Source organism: Burkholderia seminalis DSM 23518, from assembly GCF_902832885.1.
Classification (GTDB): domain Bacteria; phylum Pseudomonadota; class Gammaproteobacteria; order Burkholderiales; family Burkholderiaceae; genus Burkholderia; species Burkholderia seminalis.
The window spans coordinates 832,273-849,365 of sequence record NZ_CADFDK010000001.1 but is presented as its reverse complement, the minus strand read 5'-3'; the positions used below and the strand labels follow the sequence as shown (position 1 = coordinate 849,365).

Genomic DNA, 17,093 nt, shown 5'->3' with positions numbered 1-17,093 from the left:
CCGAGTCGTTACGGGGCAGCGCAGGCCGTCGCGCGCGACGCGATGCCTTGCTTCATTGGGAGTATCCAAGATGAATGCGAGAACCTATTCTTTGGCTGAGCCCGCCGTCACCGACCACTTCGTGTGCGCATCCTCGCTTGCGGAGCATGTGCATTGGCTGTCGCAGTCGCTGGTCTCGGCCGGCGCCGTCGAGGGCGCGCCGCTCGATGGTGCAGCATTGTCGCAGCGCATCGGCGTGTTGAATCCTGCGCTGGTGTTCATCGATTTTTCGGGTGATTGCGCGGCGGCGAGTACGGCTGTCGCCGCGGTACGCGTATCACATCCAGGGGTGCCGGTCGTCGCGCTGGGTTCGCTCGCGCAACCGGAGGGAGCACTCGCCGCGCTGCGCGCGGGCGTGCGCGATTTTGTCGATTTTTCCGCGCCGGCTGACGAGGCGCTGCGGATCACGCGAGTGTTGCTCGACAACGTCGGTGAGCCGGCGAATCGGCACGGGAAGGTCACCGCGTTGCTCGGCGCTCGCGCCGGGATGGGCGTGAGCACGCTGGCCGCGAACCTGTCGGTGTTGATGCAGCGGCGGCCTGCCGATCCCGCACTGACGGCGGCGCTCCTTGATCTCGGATTGCCGGCTGGCGACGGTGCATTGTTCCTGAATACGCGCTGCGAATTCCATTTCGTCGAAGCCGTACGCAACCTGCGTCGAATCGACCGCACGTTCGTGACGACTGCGCTCGCGCGCCATTCGAGTGGTGTTGCACTGACGACGCTCCCGCCGAACCTCGCCGATCTGCGCGAGGTTGCAACGGCGTCGTGCTCGGCATTGCTCAATCGGCTGCGGGCGTTCTTCGATCACCAGATTGTCGATCTCGGCGGGTTCCCGAATCGCGAATTCATCGCGCAGGTCGTGAATCTTGCGGACGAAGCATGGCTCGTGTGCGATCAGGGCGTGGCGTCGGTCGTTTCGGCGGTGGAGATGCTGGACGGGCTGCGCGACGCGGGGGCCGCGACCGAACGGATTCGGCTCGTCGTCAACCAGTTCGACGCAGATCTCGGGCTGATGCCTGCACAGATCGCCGAACGGCTGGAGTTGTCGCTGGTCGCGACGTTACCGTCACGGCGGGTGTCCATCGGGCATGCGGCGAACCAGGGCAAGCTGATTGCGGAAGTCACGGAACGCGATCCGTATGTACGTGCGCTCGGACCGTTGGTCGAGCGCCTCGCGGGTGCGCCGGCGCCGGGAGCGGCACAGCGTGCGGCTGGCGGTCTCTCGGCGCTCAGGCGAATCATTCAATCCTCAACGAAGCGGTCGTAAGTGATGGCACACGACATTCAATTTGCCGACGGCGCAGCGCCGTTCTCGCAAACGCAACAGTTCCACGACATCAAGAATGCCGCTCACGAACATCTGCTCACGCGGATTGAGGAACTGGGCGCCGAATTCGGCCGCTGGTCGCGACAGGCGATCAACCAGTTCGTCGATCTCGAGATCGACAGCTTCGTGCGGCTACGGCGGATCCCGCTCAACGAGAGTGAGGTGCGTGCCGTTGCCGAGGCGCTGACGAAGGAGCTCGCCGGTTTCGGGCCGATCGAAGACCTGCTGGCGGATCCGCACGTCGAAGACATCCTGATCAACGGCTACAACGACATCTACGTGTCACGGCACGGGATCCTGTCGAAGCTGCCGATCCGCTTTACCGACAACGCCCATCTGCTGAGGATCGTGCGACGGATTCTCGCTCCGGTTGGCCGGCGACTCGACGAATCGAATCCGATGGTCGATGCGCGGCTGCCCGACGGCGGCCGTGTCAACGTCGTGATCGAACCGCTGTCGATCGACGGTCCGGTCGTGTCGATCCGTAAGTTCCGCAAGGACCCGCTGAAGCCCGAGGATCTGCTTGGCAACGGCACCTACAACGAAGAAATTGGCCGGTTGCTCGAGGCCGCGGTCGAGGCGCGCTGCAACGTCCTCGTGTCGGGCGGCACCAGTTCGGGCAAGACGTCGCTGCTGAACGCGCTCGCGTTCCATATTCCCATGGCCGAACGCGTCGTGACGATCGAGGATACGGCCGAATTGTCGTTGAATCACCCGCACGTCGTGCGGCTCGAGAGCCGTCCAGGCGGGTTTGACGGCAGCGGCGTCGTGACGATTCGCGACCTGTTGCGAAACACGTTGCGGATGCGGCCGGACCGAATCATCGTCGGCGAAGTGCGCGGCGGCGAAGTGCTCGAAATGCTGCAGGCGATGAATACAGGTCACGACGGATCGATGGGCACCGTGCACGCGAGTTCGCCGCGTGAGTGCCTGTACCGGCTCGAGATGCTTGCCGGTTTCGCCGGTTTTCAGGGTACCGAAGCAAGTCTGCGCCGGCAGATTGCCAATGCGATCGATTTCATCGTACAGATTGGCCGGCTGTCCAACGGTCGTCGGCGCATCCTGTCGATCACCGAAGTCACCGGCATGTCGGACAACATCGTATCGACGCAGGAACTGTATCGCTACGAGGCGCGCGTTACGCCTGAGGGCGACGAGATCGATCATTGGGAGTCGCTCGGCATTCATCCGCATTCGCCGAAGCTTGCACGTTTCCGTAACACGCTGGTGTCGAGCGGCGGCGGGTTCGGCGGCAATTTCGGGCGTGGCGGAGGTTTCAATGTCTAGCGCCACCTTGCTCGCGCTGATGTTCGCGCTGATCTGTGCGGCGGCCGGGTTGCTGCTGTGGCGCGGAAGCCAGGTGCGGGAAGGGCGCGCGCATACGCAACGATTCTTCGACAGCCGGGTGGGCCAGGGCGCACGCACCGAACTGCCGGCCGGCGACGCACGCACCATGCGTACCGCGGCGGCCGGTATGGTGAACGCGCAGGCGTCGGAACAGGGTTTGGCGCGCTGGCGCTCGTTGGTGTTCGACGCGTGGACCGTGCTGTCCGACCGCGCAGGCCTCGATGAAGTGCGCGCCGGCCTTGTGCTGGGGCTCGCGATCATTGCGCTGCTCGCGCTATGGGCCGGCATGGCCGGCGGGATGCTCGCGGCCGCAGCTGCGCTTATTGCGGGCGGGGTGCTTGTCGTCCTGTGGATTACATCGCGTATCAGCCGGCGCCGCCTGAAGATCGTCCGCCAGTTGCCGTCGTTCCTCGACGGGATCGTTCGGCTCGTGACTCTCGGGAACAGCGTACCGGCGGCTTTCCAGTCAGCGCTTCAGACGGCCGAGATGCCGTTGCGCCGTTGCCTCGACGACGTGTCGCAGATGCTGCGCTCTGGCGTCGAGATCGATCGTGCGATGCTGCACATTGCACACACGTACCGGATTCGCGAATTCGAACTGGTCGGTGCTGTGCTGCGCCTGTCGGTTCGCTATGGCGGCCGGGCAGACGTGATGCTCGATCGGATGTCGACGTTCATGCGCGATCTCGAGCAGGCCGAACGCGAGCTGTCCGCGATGTCGGCCGAGACCAGGCTGTCTGCATGGGTGCTGGCGCTGTTGCCGATCGCAGTCGGTAGCTTCGTCATCTCCACGAGCCCGCGCTACTTCACGGCGATGTGGAATGACGACTCCGGGCGCCAACTGATTTATCTGGCGTTTGCGCTGCAGGCGATAGGTGGTTTCTGGCTGTATCGGCTTGCGCGGCTGAGGTGAATCGATGGATGCAAACCGTTTAGGCGCACTGGCGCTGGTGCTCGGATCGGTCGGCGTGTTGCTGCTTGCCGCGCTCGCGATCGTTCGCGTCGTACTCGTGCAGCGTGCCGAGCGTGCGCTGGTGAATGCGCTTGACCGACGGACTGCGGCAATCGAAGCGGCCGCAGCGCGAGCCGGTTCCGCCGAGCCTGCGCGCGATGCGGCAGCACCTGCTGCAGCGCGCGGGCGTTTCGCGGGGCTGCGCGAACGCTTCGAAGACGTCGGGATGCGGTGGCTCGAAACCGGCTTCAGCCGATATCTGATCGCCGACGAGGATCGCCAATTGCTGGATCAGTGCGGTTTTGTCGACGTTCGTGCGAGAGCGCTGTTTGTCAGTGCGCGCATCGTTGGCGCCATCCTGCTGCCGGCGCTCGCCATGTTGGTACTGGTCAGCCGCGGACATGAGGCGCGCTGGCCGCTCTGGATCTCCTTCGCGCTCGTGACCGGCTACATGTTGCCGAAAATTTACGTGCGTCGGCGTGCCACTGCACGCCGACAGAGCATTGCGGCTGAATTGCCGCTGCTTGTCGACATGCTGAGGCTGCTGCAGGGTGTCGGTCTGTCGCTCGACCAGAGCATTCAGGTTGTCACGCACGATTTTCAGACCATGCTGCCCGTATTGTCGTGGGAGCTCGGCGTTGCGCAACGGCAGTTCGCGGCCGGACGCACGCGCGAACAATCGCTGCAACGTCTCACGAACAGCTTCGACAACGAGGATCTGCGTGCGATCGTGCGATTGCTGATTCAGGTGGACAAGCACGGCGGCGCGGTGCAGGAGCCGCTGAAGCAGTTTGGCGACCGACTGCGCGAAGGGCGTCGTGCGACGCTGCGGGAGCAGATCGGCCGCCTGACGGTGAAGATGACTGGCGTCATGATTGTCACACTGTTGCCGGCGCTGTTGATCGTTACCGCGGGGCCCGGGATCATGACCGTGCTGTCCGCGCTTGCCGCGTTTCAGCACTGACGCGGCATGAGGGGAAGGAGCGACACAAGATGAATCGATTTGGTTGGATCCGCACGATCGCAGGGGCGACGGCGGTCGGGTTGCTCGCCGGCGGGTGCTCGTTGTTCAAGGAGTCCGGATACGGGATCGGTGCGCAGGCCGAGCGCGGCGCGCTGATGCAGGCGGCTGCCGACAAGAGTGCACCACCCGATACGCCAGGCATGTACCTGGGCTTGATCGAGCGGATGCAGGGGCAGGGATTGTATTTTGCGTCACTGGCCCACATCGATCAGTACGAGAAGCAATATGGTGCATCGCCGGACACGATCCTGCTGCGTGCCGACGCATTGCGCGCGACCGGTCAGTACGACGCCGGCGTGGCCGCCTATACGAAGTTGCTGACGTCACCGCTCGCCGCGCGCGGCTACCGCGGGCTGGGTCTGACCGCCGGCGCCCGTGGCGATTTTGCGCTTGCCGCGCAGCAACTCGAACAGGCGACGGTGCTTGCGCCGACCGATGCGGCGACGCTGTCCGACCTCGCATATTCGAAAATGCGCGAAGGCGACCTGGCAGGCGCACGCGTGCCGCTGCTGAAGGCAGCCGAACTCGAGCAGAAGAACCCGAAAATCCTCAGCAACTTTGTGCTTTATCTGCTCGCGAGCGGTCATGCGAAGGACGCGCGGCGGCTGATGGATCAGCAGAAGCTTTCGCCCGCGGTGCGCGGCCAGATTCGCGACGACGAGATGAAGGTCGAGGCCGCGATGCGCGCGAAACAACGCGCAGTCGCACACGTGCCAGGCAATGTGCCCGTGCCGTCGGTTGCGAGCAGCGACAACTTCGATCTTGCGGTGCCGCTGCTGCAGCGTTTCGCGCGATAACGACGATATTCACGGAGGCCATCATGTTTCACCTTTCCTCAATCCGCGTGCAAGCAGTGTGCATCGCGTTCGCGTGCACGCTTGGCGCGGGCATCGCGCATGCGCAAGGCGACACGCCGGCGTCCGAAATCGGTCATGCTACGAACGCTCTGCTCGACCTGCAGCGTTCGAATCGCGCGGCCGTCACGCCGCAACCGATCGACGGCGCGGCTGGGACGTATGCCTATCAGCGCTATATCGACTCGTTCAAGACGACGATTCCGCAGTGGTTCGGCACGATGTCGGCGTCGGGCGGCGGCAATAGCGGTGGCAGCGGTGGACTGTCCGGTGGCGACCTCGCGCGTTGACGGAGCAAAACGGTGAATACCCGGCACGGTGGCGGCGCTATCCGCCGCGCGGCACGTCAGCGCGGCGCGTTCTCGGTGATGGCGATCATCGCGACGCTGATCGCCATCACGACGCTCGGCGCCATTGGCGTCGGTAATCTCTTTTATCAGCGTCGGGACGTGCAGCGGATTGCCGACATGGCCGCGCTCGCGGCCGTGCAGCGGATGGATGACGCGTGTTCGCAGCCGACGGCCACCGCGACCAGCAATGCGCAGTCGAACGGGCTCAATGCATCGAACGGCGATACGATCAGTGTCGAATGTGGCCGCTGGGACACGGCGGTCAACCCGAAACCCAGCTACTACGCTTCCGCGACCCCAGGGACCACGCAGTTGAACGCGGCCAAGGTGATCGTCACGCGTCAGGTGCCGTTCTTCTTCGTTGGACCGCCGCAGCCCGTATCCGCTGTATCGACCGCGCGGTCGACGAACATCGATACCTTCTCGGTCGGCGCAACCCTTGCCGCGCTCGGTGGTGTCGGCTGCGCCGGCGGATCTGCCCCGGTGTCCGGCAATCCAGGGCTCGTCAACGGACTGATCGGCGGGCTGCTCGGCGCCGGCCTGAACCTCAACATCGGGTCGTATCAATCGCTCGCATGTACGAACGTGACGATCGGCGATCTCGTCGTGGCGGCTGGCGTCGGCACGGTCGATCAATTGCTTGCGCTCAAGCTCACGTTGCCGCAACTGGTCCAACTGATGGTGAACGCGGCCACGCAAACGACCGTCGCGAACGCAAGCCTGCAGGCGAGCCTCGCCACGCTGCAGGCGATCCTGAACGCCAACATTCCGGGGACGTCGATTGGCCTCGGCGGAGCGGGCGGATTGCTGAACGTCGCGCTCGCGGATACGCAGGCGGCACTCAATGCGCAGGTGGACCTGCTCGATCTGCTGCTCGTCAGTGCGGAAATCGCAGCAACGGGCAAGCCGGCGGTCACGGTCAATGTGCCGTCGCTGAATCTCGGCGGGCTGACGGGGACGCAACTGCAGGTGCAGATCATCAGCCCTCCATCGATCGGCATCGGCGAAGGCGGGATCGATCCATCGACGGGAACGTGGCGCACGAAGGCGTCGACCGCTGCGGTGGGTGTATATCTCAATGTCGATCTTGGCACGACGCAATTGCCACTGGTCGGCGCGTTGCTGAATTTGCTGAACGTGAATGTCGATGTGAACCTGCCGATTTATCTGCAAGTCGGTACCGGCACCGCAACGTTGAATTCGACGCAATGTGCGTCCACGCAGGCGGCGAGCACGGTCGTCATTACTGCTCAACCGGGCGTAGCCAATCTGTGCATTGGCCAGCCGCCGCTCGATTCGTCCGGCAAGATTAGCCTGTCGTCGGCTTACAGTTGTACGTCGCCCGGGCAGATCATCAATGCGAACGTGCTCGGACTTGCGCAGTTGACGGCGACGCTGTCCAACGTATCGGTTCAGGTGCAAGGCGCTGCCCAATCGCATACCTTCAATGGCGTGCCCGGGATCGATGCGGACTACTGGACGGTGAATTCGAATGCGCTGGGTTCGGCGCTCAGTTCGGCCTTGACGCAGCTCGCGGCCGCGAAGATCACGGTCAACCTCGGCTTGTTCGGTGCGAATATCCTGACGGTCCCTGGGAACTTCGTTTCCACGTTGCTCACCTTTTTGACCGGCCTGCTCGGCCCGCTCCTATCGAGTCTTGACGCAGTCCTCGTTCCGCTGCTGAATCTGCTTGGCGTCCAGGTCGGCGCGGCGACGGTCCATCAGATCTCGCTCAGTTGCGGGGTCGCCCAAACGGTTTACTGAAGAAGCAGATCAGATGAGAAATACGCCCGCAATCGAAGAGCTCGACCTGTACGTCTGGGAAGGCAAGGCGGACATAGTCGACCGCGTCGCCCGGTGCATGGCGAGCTTCGACGTCGAAGTGATCCGCGCCGACAACGCGGAGATCTCGCCCGAGCGCGCCGCATTGCGGCCGTCGCTCGCGATCATCAGCGTGACGATGATCGAAGGCGGCGCCGCGTTCCTGCGCGACTGGCAGGCCAACATCGGCATGCCGGTGGTCTGGGTCGGCGCGGCGCGCGACCACGACGCGTCGCAATATCCGCCCGATTATTCGCACATCCTGCCGCTCGACTTCACGTGCGCCGAGTTGCGCGGCATGATCGGCAAGCTCGTCACGCAGCTGCGTGCGCACTCGGCCGAAACGTCGCAGCCGTCCGAACTCGTCGCGCACTCCGAATCGATGCAGGCGCTGCTGCATGAAGTCGATACCTTCGCCGATTGCGACACCAACGTGCTGCTGCACGGCGAAACCGGCGTCGGCAAGGAACGCATCGCGCAACTGCTGCACGAAAAGCATTCGCGTTACCGGCACGGCGAATTCGTGCCGGTGAACTGCGGCGCGATTCCCGACGGCCTGTTCGAATCGCTGTTCTTCGGTCATGCGAAAGGATCGTTCACGGGCGCGGTTGTTGCGCATAAAGGCTATTTCGAGCAGGCGGCCGGCGGCACGCTGTTTCTCGACGAAGTCGGCGATCTGCCGCTGTACCAGCAGGTCAAGCTGCTGCGCGTGCTCGAGGATGGCGCGGTGCTGAGAGTGGGGGCGACTGCGCCGATCAAGGTCGATTTCCGGCTGGTCGCGGCGAGCAACAAGAAGTTGCCGCAGCTCGTGAAGGAAGGGCTGTTCCGTGCCGATCTCTACTACCGGCTCGCGGTGATCGAGCTGAGCATTCCGTCGCTGGAAGAGCGCGGCGCCGTCGACAAGATCGCGCTGTTCAAGTCGTTCGTCGCCCAGGTCGTCGGCGAGGAGCGGCTCGCGGAGCTGTCGGACCTGCCGTACTGGCTGACGGATTCGGTCGCGGACAGTTACTTCCCCGGCAACGTGCGCGAATTGCGCAACCTCGCCGAGCGCGTCGGCGTGACGGTGCGGCAGACGGGCGGGTGGGATGCCGCGCGGCTGCAGCGGCTGATCGCGCACGCGCGCAGTTCGGCCCAGCCGGTACCGGTGGAGAGCGCGGCCGAGGTGTTCGTCGATCGCAGCAAGTGGGACATGAACGAGCGCAACCGCGTCATTGCCGCGCTCGACGCAAACGGTTGGCGCCGTCAGGATACGGCGCAGCAACTCGGCATCAGCCGCAAGGTACTGTGGGAAAAAATGCGCAAATATCAGATCTTCGACGAAGAACCCGAGACACGCGAAAGCGAGTAATTAATGCGATAAAATCGCGCTGAATCACAACGACTCGGGCGGGAATAAAACTTCATGAGCCATATGACGGGGTTGGGGCGGGTGAGCGTGTTGCTCGCCCTGGTAGGAGGCATGCAGGGCGCTTTCGCGCAGGGGCTGGCCGGCAGCGATTCGCCGGCGGTACAGCAGGCGTCGGCGCCGGTAGCAGCGATTCCGGCGATCGATTCGCAGGCCCAGACGTCGCTGCAGCCGCAAGCGGGCGAGACGACGGGGCCGAGCACGGTCGACGATCTGCAGCGCCAGATCCAGGCGCACTCGCTGACGGAAATGCGCACGAGCTACAACGGCAGCTACGGCGCGAGCCTGCTGTTCAATGTGAAGGACGGTGCGTACTTCGTCGCGCTGTTCCAGCAGAAGGCGTTCTGGCGCGTGATCAAGACGTACGACGAAACGCGCGCGGAAGCGATCTATCGCGATTTCTCGCGCCAGGCGGAGCGGCTGGCCGTCAACGAACTGCGGGCGGCGAAGCTGGAATCGCAGAAGGCGCAATTGGACAAGCAGCTCGAGGTCACGCAGGATCGCGCACGACGCCTGCAGGCCGACATCTCGATCGCACGCCAGCAGCAGGCGGCGGTCGCGGATCGGCAGAAGAGCGTTCGCAGCGAGACGGCGGCATTGCAGGCGCAACAAGCCGAACTCCAGTCGCAACTGCGCGCGTTGCAGCAGCAGGTGCGCTCGTTGCAGCGTGAGGCCGACGCGGGCCTGCCGACGTCGGCACGCTGAACCCGGCGGCGGTGCGGCGACATGCCGCGCCGGCTGCACAAGCGAAAAGGGCAAGCCGGTTGGCTTGCCCTTTTGTTTTACTGGCCGTCCGGCACGATCCGCCGGCGGCGTGTGACGATCACCGGACCGTTGCCGCCGCGTGTATCCGGCGACGACGTGTTGCCGGAGGCATCGCCGCTGTCGCGCGGCGCGCCATAGCTCTCGCGCGGTTCACGGGGTTCGCGCGGGGCGCCGTAGCCTTCGCGCGGCTCACGCGAGCCATAACCTTCACGCGGTTCGCGGGAGCCGTAGCCGCCGCCGTCGCCACGCGATTCGCGCGGGCCGCCGTGCGAGCCGTACGGGCTGTGACCGCCGCCTTCACGACCGCCGGGGCGGCCGCCGGTGCGCGGCCCGCGGGGGCCGCCGCCGCCCGGGCGCGAGCCGCCCGTGTCGAGCTGGATGGTGGAAATCGCGCGCTTGTAGATGCCTTGCAGACCCACGGGGGTGCGCAGCATCACCAGGTACTGGTCGAACGACTCGATACACCCCGTCAGACGAATGCCGTTGACGAGATAGATTTCAACGCGCTTACGTTCCTTGCGCGCCGAATTGATGAAGTCGTTTTGCGGATGGGATTCTGCGGGATTGGCCATTGAGGTGCGGCAGGAGCCTGCGTCAGAGAATATGTTGTGCGTGTGTGTGGCGTGTTCGTCCACAAGGTGTTTGGCGGGATTCTACCCTGTTCAATAGGGAAGCGCGCAGTCGTGATTGTGTCGAACCGTAACCCACTATAGACGTTCCAGCGCATTTTCGCGATTCGGCCGAATGGCCGAAGCCGTTTCGTTACGTCGCGTTACGACTCTCGCAGCGCCGTATCACCTCGCCGCGTGCGGTGCGCTTACATTGGCCGCGCGAGCCGGGCAGGCCGGCGTACCAGGGGTGCAGAACATGAACACGAGGCAATGGGCGGGGTGGGTCGGGGGTGTGGCGTTGCTGGCCTCCGGCAGTGCAATGGCGCATGTCGACCTGTCGGTCGGCATCGGCGTGCCGGTCGCGCCGGTCTATGTCGAGCCGGCACCGGTCTATGTGGCGCCGCAGCCGGCCGTCGTCGCCTATCCGGGCTACGGATACGGCTACTACGGCGATGACGACGACGACCGCTACCGGAAGTGGCGCAAGCACTATGACAAGCATTGGCGCAAGCACCACGGCGACGACGATTGATCCCGACTTCAGCCGCGCCGGCGCGAATCAGAATGCGTAGTCGGGGTTTTTCGGGTCAAATGCGGTGTCGTCGAGCGTGGCCGGCGCGATTTTCTCGATGACGATCCGCTCGAAGATCCTGCCGTCGTTGTCATAGGACTCGACGGTCCGGAAATAGGGCGCGTGCAGGTCGAGCCCGAGGACTTCCTTTTTCGCATAGAACTGCGGCCGGCCGGTCGGCGTCTCGTAGGTGAGCGCGACCACGCGCACGCCGCCGATCGATTTTGCCTCGATCTGGGTCGGTCGCTGCACGCCGGCTTCCAGGTACTTCTTCCCTTCGGTCAGGTACAGGTTCGTGATGAACTCGGTGCCGAGATCCTTCACCTGGTGATTCGACTGGGCACGCGCCAGCGCGCCGTCGAGCGACGTCCACAGCGGAATCTTGCCGAGCAGGCCGCCCAGGTGGCCATACATCTCGTCCTTGCGCTGCGTCGTGTCGTAGATGGTTTCCTGTCCCGCGTGCGCGCCGCCCGGCAGCCATTTCGCATAGACGCGCAGCGGCTCGCGGGTGGTCTTCACCAGCATGCGGTCGGGCGTGTCGGACCACTTTCCGCTGATGCGCTCCTGGCGCACCATCGTGAACTGGTACGACGGATAGCCGTTCGGACCGTTACGGATATAGAGCGGCACGGCAAGCGGATCGAGCGCCTTGAAGAGCGCGGTGAGCGTCGCGTCGTCGAGCTGCGCGAGCGTGCCGCGCTGCGCGGCCGTGCGCAGCCAGCGTGCCTGTTGCGCGAGCGGCTCGCGCGCGACTTTCGCCAGGTCCGCCGGCAATGCGGCCTCCTGCGCCGCACTCGCGGCATCGGCCGTTTCCTGCGCATGCAGGCCCGCGTGCGCGAGCGACAGCAGGCAGGCGACAGCCGCGGCGGCGGCATGTCGTGCGCGGCGCTTCATTCCTTCGTTCATCGACAGTGCCTCCCGGAGCGATGGATCGTTCAGCCTTGCTTCGCGGCCTTGATTTTGGCGAGCTCCTCGTCGCGCAGCGCGCGGCGCAGGATCTTGCCGACGTTCGTCTGCGGAAGCGCGTCGCGGAACTCGACGAATTTCGGCATCTTGTAGCCGGTCAGGTTCTTGCGGCAGTGCGCGAGCACGTCGTCGACCGTCAGCGACGGGTCGCGGCGCACGACGAACACCTTGATCCGTTCGCCCTGGACTTCGTCCGGAATGCCGATCGCCGCCGCCTCGCTGATGCCCGGATGCATCACGAGCACTTCCTCGATCTCGTTCGGATACACGTTGAAACCCGACACGAGGATCATGTCCTTCTTGCGGTCGATCAGGCGGATGAAGCCGCGTTCGTCCATCACGCCGATGTCGCCGGTGCCGAGCCAGCCGTCGGCGTCGAGCACCTTGGCGGTCTCGTCGGGGCGCTGCCAGTAGCCGCGCATCACCTGCGGGCCGTGCACGCACAGTTCGCCCGGCTCGCCGACGGGCGCCCAGGTGCCGTCCTCGCGGCGAAAGCGCACGGAGGTGGATGGCGCGGGCAGCCCGATCGAGCCGCTGAACGCGGCCATGTCGTTCAGGTCCACGGGGTTCATCGTGACGATCGGCGAGCACTCGGTGAGCCCGTAGCCTTCGACGACCGGCCGGCCCGTCACCTGCTGGAAGCGCTCCGCGACCGCGCGTTGCATCGCCATCCCGCCGGCCATCGCAAGCTTGAGCTTCGAGAAGTCGCGCTTGCGGAATTCCTCGTTGTCGAGGAACGCGTTGTACAGCGTGTTGATGCCGGTGATCCCCGTGAACGTTTCGTTGCGGATGATCTTCATCACCATCTTCATGTCGCGCGGGTTCGCGATCAGGATGTTGCGTCCGCCCAGTCCCATGAAGATGAACGCGTTCACCGTCAGCGAATAGATGTGATACAGCGGCAGCGGCGTGAGCACGGTCTCGACGTCGCCCGACACCTGGTCGGCGATCCACGCCTTCGCCTGCAGCAGGTTCGCGATCAGGTTGCCGTGCGTGAGCATCGCGCCTTTCGCGACCCCGGTCGTGCCGCCCGTGTATTGCAGGAACGCGAGGTCGTCGCGCGTCGTCTGCACGGGCTGCGGCTTGCCGCGCGCGCCGAGCGCGAGGGCGGAGCGCAGCCGGATGGCCTGCGGCAGGTGGTAGGCCGGCACGAGCTTCTTCACGTGCTTCAGCACGAAATTGATCAGGCGTCCTTTCGCATTGAAACCGTCGGCGAGCAGGTCGCCGAGTGCTGTGACGACGATGTGCTTCACCTGCGTTTCAGGCAGCGCGTCCTGCAGCGTGCGTGCGAAGTTCTCGAATACGACGATCGTCTGTGCGCCGCTGTCCTTCAGCTGGTGCGCGAGTTCGCGCACGGTGTAGAGCGGATTGACGTTGACGACGATCGCACCGGCCTTCAGCGTGCCGAACAGCGCGACCGGGTACTGGAACGTATTCGGCAGCATGATCGCGACGCGATCGCCCGGCTTCACGCCGAGGCTTTGCAGGTACGACGCGAATGCGTCGACCTTCCGCGCGAGCGTGCGGTAAGTCATCGACGCGCCGGCGCTCACGTATGCGACGCGGTCGGCGAAGCGGGTCGTGCATTCGTCGAAGAACTGCACGAGCGACGCGTATTGCGTGACGTCGATGTCGTGCGGGACGCCGGGCGGATATGACGCGTACCAGATGCCGTCGGTGTTCGGCGGGATCTGGGCCGTCGTGGTTGCTGCGGAAGATGACATGACGTGTCTCCGGTCTTTGCTTTCGGCGAGGGCGGGCGCTTCGGCGCCTGCCCATGCCCCGTGCTTCGCGGTCGATCGGCGCGGGCGCCTCGACGCCCCGCCTGACCGCGCGTATCAATCAAATCGTGAACAGGAAGCCGCGCGTGGCCTCGCGCGCTCAGTTCGCGGAATGCAGCGTCGCCGTGCCGGCGCTCGTCGCGCCCGATTGCGGCAGCCCGAACGCTTCGCTCGCGCCCGCGTCGTCGAGTACCGCGGCGAAGATCGACAGCTGCGCGCTGTCGGGCATCGGCGCCTTCAGCGCGGCGACGATCAGCGACGACAGCCGCGCGATCATCTGTACGTCGTTCATCGTGCGGCCTTGCGAGAATTCGTCGATCAGGCTCTCCGTTTCGGCGCCGGCGAGCGCGCCGGACAACGCGCCGATCGCGAAATGCAGCCGCCAGCCGAGCTCGGTGCGCGGCAGGTGCGGCAGCGCGCGCTGGAATGCGTCGAAGAAGCGGCCCGCGACGCTCGCGTAGTGGGCGGTCAGGAAGTTGCGTACGAACGGCGACGGATCGGTATAGGCGCGCCCGATCAGCCGGAGGAACCCGGGCCCGCCGCGTTCCGGGTCGCGCGACGCCTTCAGCGCGGGGATGAACATCGCGCCGAGCACGTGCTCGCAGGTGATGTGCGTGCCGAGCTGCGCATCGAAGCGGTCGAGGATGCCGAGGCGTTCCTGGTTGAGCTGGTCGAGCCGGCGCGACAGCATCGCGTGGATCAGCGCCTCCTTGCTGCCGAAGTGGTAGTTGACCGCGGCGAGATTGACCGCCGCGCGCGACGTGATCTGCCGCATCGACATCGCCTCGAAGCCATGCTCGATGAACAGGTCCTCGGCCGCATCGAGGATGCGCGCCTTCGTCCCGCCGGTCTGCCGCGTGCCGGATGACCGTGCCCCGGACGGCCGTCCCGCGGATGGCCGCCCCTCCTGACTTACTGCCATGTTCCGCCTCCCATGCCGGTTTCCCAGCCGCGAACAGGTGATTTGATTATCTGATTCAAACAGTCGTTTTTATTAAGATAAAAAACGCGGGCACGGCGGGCAAGCGGGGAATCTGGACAAATTCCTCTAGTTCGATGTGCGAATGCGGAAAGTGCGACGCGCGGCCCCGGCCTGGCGGGGCGCGCGCGATGGTGCGATGCGCAAACGTGCGGATTCAGCCGACGGTGCTACGCGTATTGACCGATTGCGTCATGTCGATGCCGCGCCGTTCGCGGCTGAACAGGATCAGCACGGCGATCACGACCGCGACGGTGCCGGCCACGAGCGCAAGCGCGAGGCTGTAGTTGTTGCCGTGCGAAACGGCGAGCGACGCCTGCATCGTCGCGTTGCCGGACGCGAGCAGGTTGCCGAGCTGATAGACGACACCGGGAAAGGTTGCCCGGATTTCGTCGGGCGAGATCTCGTTCAGGTGAACCGGGATCACGCCCCACGCGCCCTGGACCGAGATCTGCATCAGGAACGCACCGGCGGCGAGGGCAACCGGCCCGCTCGAGAATGCCCACAGCGGCAGCACGGGCAGCGCGATCAGTGCGGCGATGAAGATCGCGCGGCGCCGGCCGATCCGCTCCGAGATCGTGCCGAACGACAGGCCGCCGACGATCGCGCCGAGGTTCAGCACGATCGTGATCCACGACACGGTATGCGGATCGAAGTGATGCTGTTCGCGCAGGAAGGTCGGGTAGAGATCCTGCGTGCCGTGCGAGAAGAAGTTGAACGCGGTCATCAGCACGATCGCGTAGACCGTGAGCTTCCAGTTCTGCTTCAGCGTGGCGCCGAGGCTCGGGCGCGGGCGCTTCTCCATCTGTTTCCATGCGGGCGATTCCGGCACGTGCGCCCGGACATACAGCACGAGCAGCGCGGGCAGCACCCCGATCATGAACATGCCGCGCCAGCCGATGTACTGGTAGAACAGGCCGAACACGACGGACGCGAGCAGGTAGCCGCTCGGATAGCCGGCCTGCAACAGCCCCGATACGAAGCCGCGCGCATGGGTCGGCACGGTCTCCATCGTCAGCGCGGAGCCGACACCCCATTCGCCGCCCATCGCGATGCCGAACAGCGCACGCAGCACGAGCAGCGCGGTGAGGCTCGGCGCGAAACCGGACGCGAGCTCGAGCAGCGAATAGCACGCGATGTTGACCATCAGCGTCGGGCGGCGGCCGAAGCGGTCGGCGAGCCGGCCGAAGATCAGCGCGCCGAGCGGGCGCATCGCAAGCGTCAGCGTGAGCGCGAACGCGACGGCGGGGATCGTCGACGCGAATTCCGCGGCGATGTCCTTCAGCACGAAAACCATCAGGAAAAAATCGAACGCATCGAGCGTCCAGCCCAGGTAGGCGGCGATCGTGACGTTGCGTTGTTCGCGGGTCCAGCTCATGTCCGGGGTCTCCTCGTTGGCTTGCGCGCTCGCGATATGCATGCGGATGCCGGCCCGGCATGCGCGCGGCGCGGGAGGCACTGATCGAGTGTAGGCCTCCGCGCCGCGCGATGTGGGGCGCGATAAGCCCGAATCGGGAATAATCCCTACGAAATGAACTGTTTCGGAAATGGCAACGAGGCGGCGCGAGCCAAGCGACAGGCGTCTGTATCATTCCGGAAGGCTTTTTGTATCAATTCTGTAATGCGCCCGATGCGCATCGTCACCGAATCAGGAGTCCGGATGAATCAATGTTCCGCCGCCGAATTGCCCGTGCTCGAAACCGACAGGCTGTGGCTGCGTCCGCGCGTGCTGGCCGACCTTGAGGCGTGCGTCGAGATGGATCGCGATCCGGAAGTCACGCGGCACATCGCGGGCCCGTGGCACGACTCCGACGCGCATCGCCGCTTCGTCACGCACCGGATCACGCGCGACTATCCGCCGGGCCTCGGCTACTGGTCGATCTTCGAGAAGGCCGCGCCCGACGCGTTCATCGGCTGGGTCCTGCTGATTCCCGACTACGCGGACGGCGCGCGCGACGTGGAGATCGGCTGGCGGCTCGTGCGTGCGGCCTGGGGGCGCGGCATCGCGAGCGAGGCTGCGCAAGCCCTCGTGCGTCACGCGTTCGACACCGTGCGCCTGCCGCGCGTGATCGCCGATATCGCGGAAGCCAACGGCGGCTCGCTGAACGTCGCGCGCAAGCTCGGGATGCAGCGCGTGAGCGTCGTGCACGACGGCATTCCTTACATTCGTCATCGTCTCGAACGCAACGACCTGCGCGCGTAGCGCGCAGGCGCGGACGGTTGTCAGGGATTGTCAATCGGAGGCGTATCGAGGTCATGACGGATTAACGGCCCATGCGATCCGGAGTATCGTTGCCG

The 17,093-nt window shown here is 65.1% G+C and carries 16 protein-coding genes; 11 read left to right on the top strand and 5 right to left on the bottom strand.

All coding sequences use genetic code 11. The annotated features are described in order from the left end of the window. Positions 1-70 precede the first annotated feature (70 nt). From HWX00_RS04020 to HWX00_RS03980, 9 genes are read left to right on the top strand one after another with little or no spacing between them, the layout of a single operon-like run. The gene (locus tag HWX00_RS04020; protein ID WP_175026995.1) at positions 71-1,309 is read left to right on the top strand and encodes a fimbrial protein; all 1,239 of its coding nucleotides are present in this window, start codon (positions 71-73) and stop codon (positions 1,307-1,309) included. Positions 1,310-1,312: 3 nt separating this feature from the next. Continuing rightward, on the top strand, positions 1,313-2,656 hold the full coding sequence (locus HWX00_RS04015) for a TadA family conjugal transfer-associated ATPase (RefSeq protein WP_049029455.1): 1,344 nt from the start codon (positions 1,313-1,315) through the stop codon (positions 2,654-2,656). Then, positions 2,649-3,629 (top strand): type II secretion system F family protein, encoded by a 981-nt coding sequence (locus tag HWX00_RS04010; protein ID WP_124669118.1) that lies wholly within the window; start codon positions 2,649-2,651, stop codon positions 3,627-3,629. The genes HWX00_RS04015 and HWX00_RS04010 overlap by 8 nt, the downstream gene beginning before the upstream one ends. 4 nt (positions 3,630-3,633) lie before the next feature. After that, positions 3,634-4,632, top strand: a complete 999-nt coding sequence (locus tag HWX00_RS04005) for a type II secretion system F family protein (protein ID WP_049032170.1) — start codon at positions 3,634-3,636, stop codon at positions 4,630-4,632. A 29-nt stretch (positions 4,633-4,661) separates the two neighbouring features. Further along, positions 4,662-5,489: a tetratricopeptide repeat protein gene (locus HWX00_RS04000; RefSeq protein ID WP_049032172.1), complete on the top strand. Its 828-nt coding sequence runs from the start codon at positions 4,662-4,664 to the stop codon at positions 5,487-5,489. 23 nt (positions 5,490-5,512) lie between these two features. Further along, positions 5,513-5,836, top strand: a complete 324-nt coding sequence (locus HWX00_RS03995; protein ID WP_049032173.1) for a DUF3613 domain-containing protein — start codon at positions 5,513-5,515, stop codon at positions 5,834-5,836. Between the two features lie 12 nt (positions 5,837-5,848). Further along, a complete protein-coding gene (locus tag HWX00_RS03990) occupies positions 5,849-7,660 on the top strand; it encodes a TadG family pilus assembly protein (RefSeq protein WP_175026994.1) in 1,812 nt (603 codons plus the stop codon). Positions 7,661-7,673: 13 nt separating this feature from the next. After that, positions 7,674-9,065, top strand: a complete 1,392-nt coding sequence (locus HWX00_RS03985; RefSeq protein WP_124669117.1) for a sigma 54-interacting transcriptional regulator — start codon at positions 7,674-7,676, stop codon at positions 9,063-9,065. Between the two features lie 54 nt (positions 9,066-9,119). Then, the gene (locus HWX00_RS03980) at positions 9,120-9,827 is read left to right on the top strand and encodes a DUF2968 domain-containing protein (RefSeq protein WP_034190116.1); all 708 of its coding nucleotides are present in this window, start codon (positions 9,120-9,122) and stop codon (positions 9,825-9,827) included. 77 nt (positions 9,828-9,904) lie between these two features. Here the strand turns inward: HWX00_RS03980 and hfq are convergent, their stop codons facing one another. Further along, the gene (hfq, locus tag HWX00_RS03975; protein WP_034190115.1) at positions 9,905-10,459 is read right to left on the bottom strand and encodes an RNA chaperone Hfq; all 555 of its coding nucleotides are present in this window, start codon (positions 10,457-10,459) and stop codon (positions 9,905-9,907) included. A 295-nt stretch (positions 10,460-10,754) separates the two neighbouring features. Here hfq and HWX00_RS03970 point away from each other — a divergent pair, with 295 nt between their 5' ends. Then, a complete protein-coding gene (locus tag HWX00_RS03970; protein WP_059557871.1) occupies positions 10,755-11,030 on the top strand; it encodes a PXPV repeat protein in 276 nt (91 codons plus the stop codon). 27 nt (positions 11,031-11,057) lie between these two features. Here HWX00_RS03970 and HWX00_RS03965 read toward each other — a convergent pair whose 3' ends face one another. The 4 genes from HWX00_RS03965 to HWX00_RS03950 all read right to left on the bottom strand — a co-directional run bounded on the left by HWX00_RS03965 (position 11,058) and on the right by HWX00_RS03950 (position 16,173). After that, positions 11,058-11,975, bottom strand: a complete 918-nt coding sequence (locus HWX00_RS03965) for a DUF1571 domain-containing protein (protein ID WP_175026993.1) — start codon at positions 11,973-11,975, stop codon at positions 11,058-11,060. Positions 11,976-12,004: 29 nt separating this feature from the next. Beyond that, positions 12,005-13,759, bottom strand: coding sequence for an AMP-binding protein (locus HWX00_RS03960; RefSeq protein WP_124608008.1), 1,755 nt, complete (start codon positions 13,757-13,759; stop codon positions 12,005-12,007). Between the two features lie 157 nt (positions 13,760-13,916). Next, on the bottom strand, positions 13,917-14,738 hold the full coding sequence (locus tag HWX00_RS03955) for a TetR/AcrR family transcriptional regulator (protein ID WP_175026992.1): 822 nt from the start codon (positions 14,736-14,738) through the stop codon (positions 13,917-13,919). A 214-nt stretch (positions 14,739-14,952) separates the two neighbouring features. Further along, positions 14,953-16,173: an MFS transporter gene (locus HWX00_RS03950; RefSeq protein WP_049031897.1), complete on the bottom strand. Its 1,221-nt coding sequence runs from the start codon at positions 16,171-16,173 to the stop codon at positions 14,953-14,955. Between the two features lie 282 nt (positions 16,174-16,455). Between HWX00_RS03950 and HWX00_RS03945 the strand changes: the two genes are divergently transcribed. Continuing rightward, entirely contained in the window at positions 16,456-16,998 is a 543-nt protein-coding gene (locus HWX00_RS03945) for a GNAT family N-acetyltransferase (protein ID WP_175026991.1), read from the top strand. The last annotated feature ends 95 nt before the right edge of the window (positions 16,999-17,093 follow it).

Bases quoted from the DNA above. Each gene is read 5' to 3' on its own strand.
- HWX00_RS04020 (WP_175026995.1), top strand. From the start codon at position 71: ATGAATGCGAGAACCTATTCTTTGGCTGAGCCCGCCGTCACCGACCAC.
- HWX00_RS03950 (WP_049031897.1), bottom strand. From the start codon at position 16,173: ATGAGCTGGACCCGCGAACAACGCAACGTCACGATCGCCGCCTACCTG.
- HWX00_RS04010 (WP_124669118.1), top strand. From the start codon at position 2,649: ATGTCTAGCGCCACCTTGCTCGCGCTGATGTTCGCGCTGATCTGTGCG.
- HWX00_RS03945 (WP_175026991.1), top strand. From the start codon at position 16,456: ATGAATCAATGTTCCGCCGCCGAATTGCCCGTGCTCGAAACCGACAGG.
- HWX00_RS04000 (WP_049032172.1), top strand. From the start codon at position 4,662: ATGAATCGATTTGGTTGGATCCGCACGATCGCAGGGGCGACGGCGGTC.
- HWX00_RS03970 (WP_059557871.1), top strand. From the start codon at position 10,755: ATGAACACGAGGCAATGGGCGGGGTGGGTCGGGGGTGTGGCGTTGCTG.
- HWX00_RS03960 (WP_124608008.1), bottom strand. From the start codon at position 13,759: ATGTCATCTTCCGCAGCAACCACGACGGCCCAGATCCCGCCGAACACC.
- HWX00_RS03955 (WP_175026992.1), bottom strand. From the start codon at position 14,738: ATGGCAGTAAGTCAGGAGGGGCGGCCATCCGCGGGACGGCCGTCCGGG.
- HWX00_RS03980 (WP_034190116.1), top strand. From the start codon at position 9,120: ATGAGCCATATGACGGGGTTGGGGCGGGTGAGCGTGTTGCTCGCCCTG.
- hfq (WP_034190115.1), bottom strand. From the start codon at position 10,459: ATGGCCAATCCCGCAGAATCCCATCCGCAAAACGACTTCATCAATTCG.
- HWX00_RS03985 (WP_124669117.1), top strand. From the start codon at position 7,674: ATGAGAAATACGCCCGCAATCGAAGAGCTCGACCTGTACGTCTGGGAA.
- HWX00_RS04005 (WP_049032170.1), top strand. From the start codon at position 3,634: ATGGATGCAAACCGTTTAGGCGCACTGGCGCTGGTGCTCGGATCGGTC.
- HWX00_RS03965 (WP_175026993.1), bottom strand. From the start codon at position 11,975: ATGAACGAAGGAATGAAGCGCCGCGCACGACATGCCGCCGCCGCGGCT.
- HWX00_RS04015 (WP_049029455.1), top strand. From the start codon at position 1,313: ATGGCACACGACATTCAATTTGCCGACGGCGCAGCGCCGTTCTCGCAA.
- HWX00_RS03995 (WP_049032173.1), top strand. From the start codon at position 5,513: ATGTTTCACCTTTCCTCAATCCGCGTGCAAGCAGTGTGCATCGCGTTC.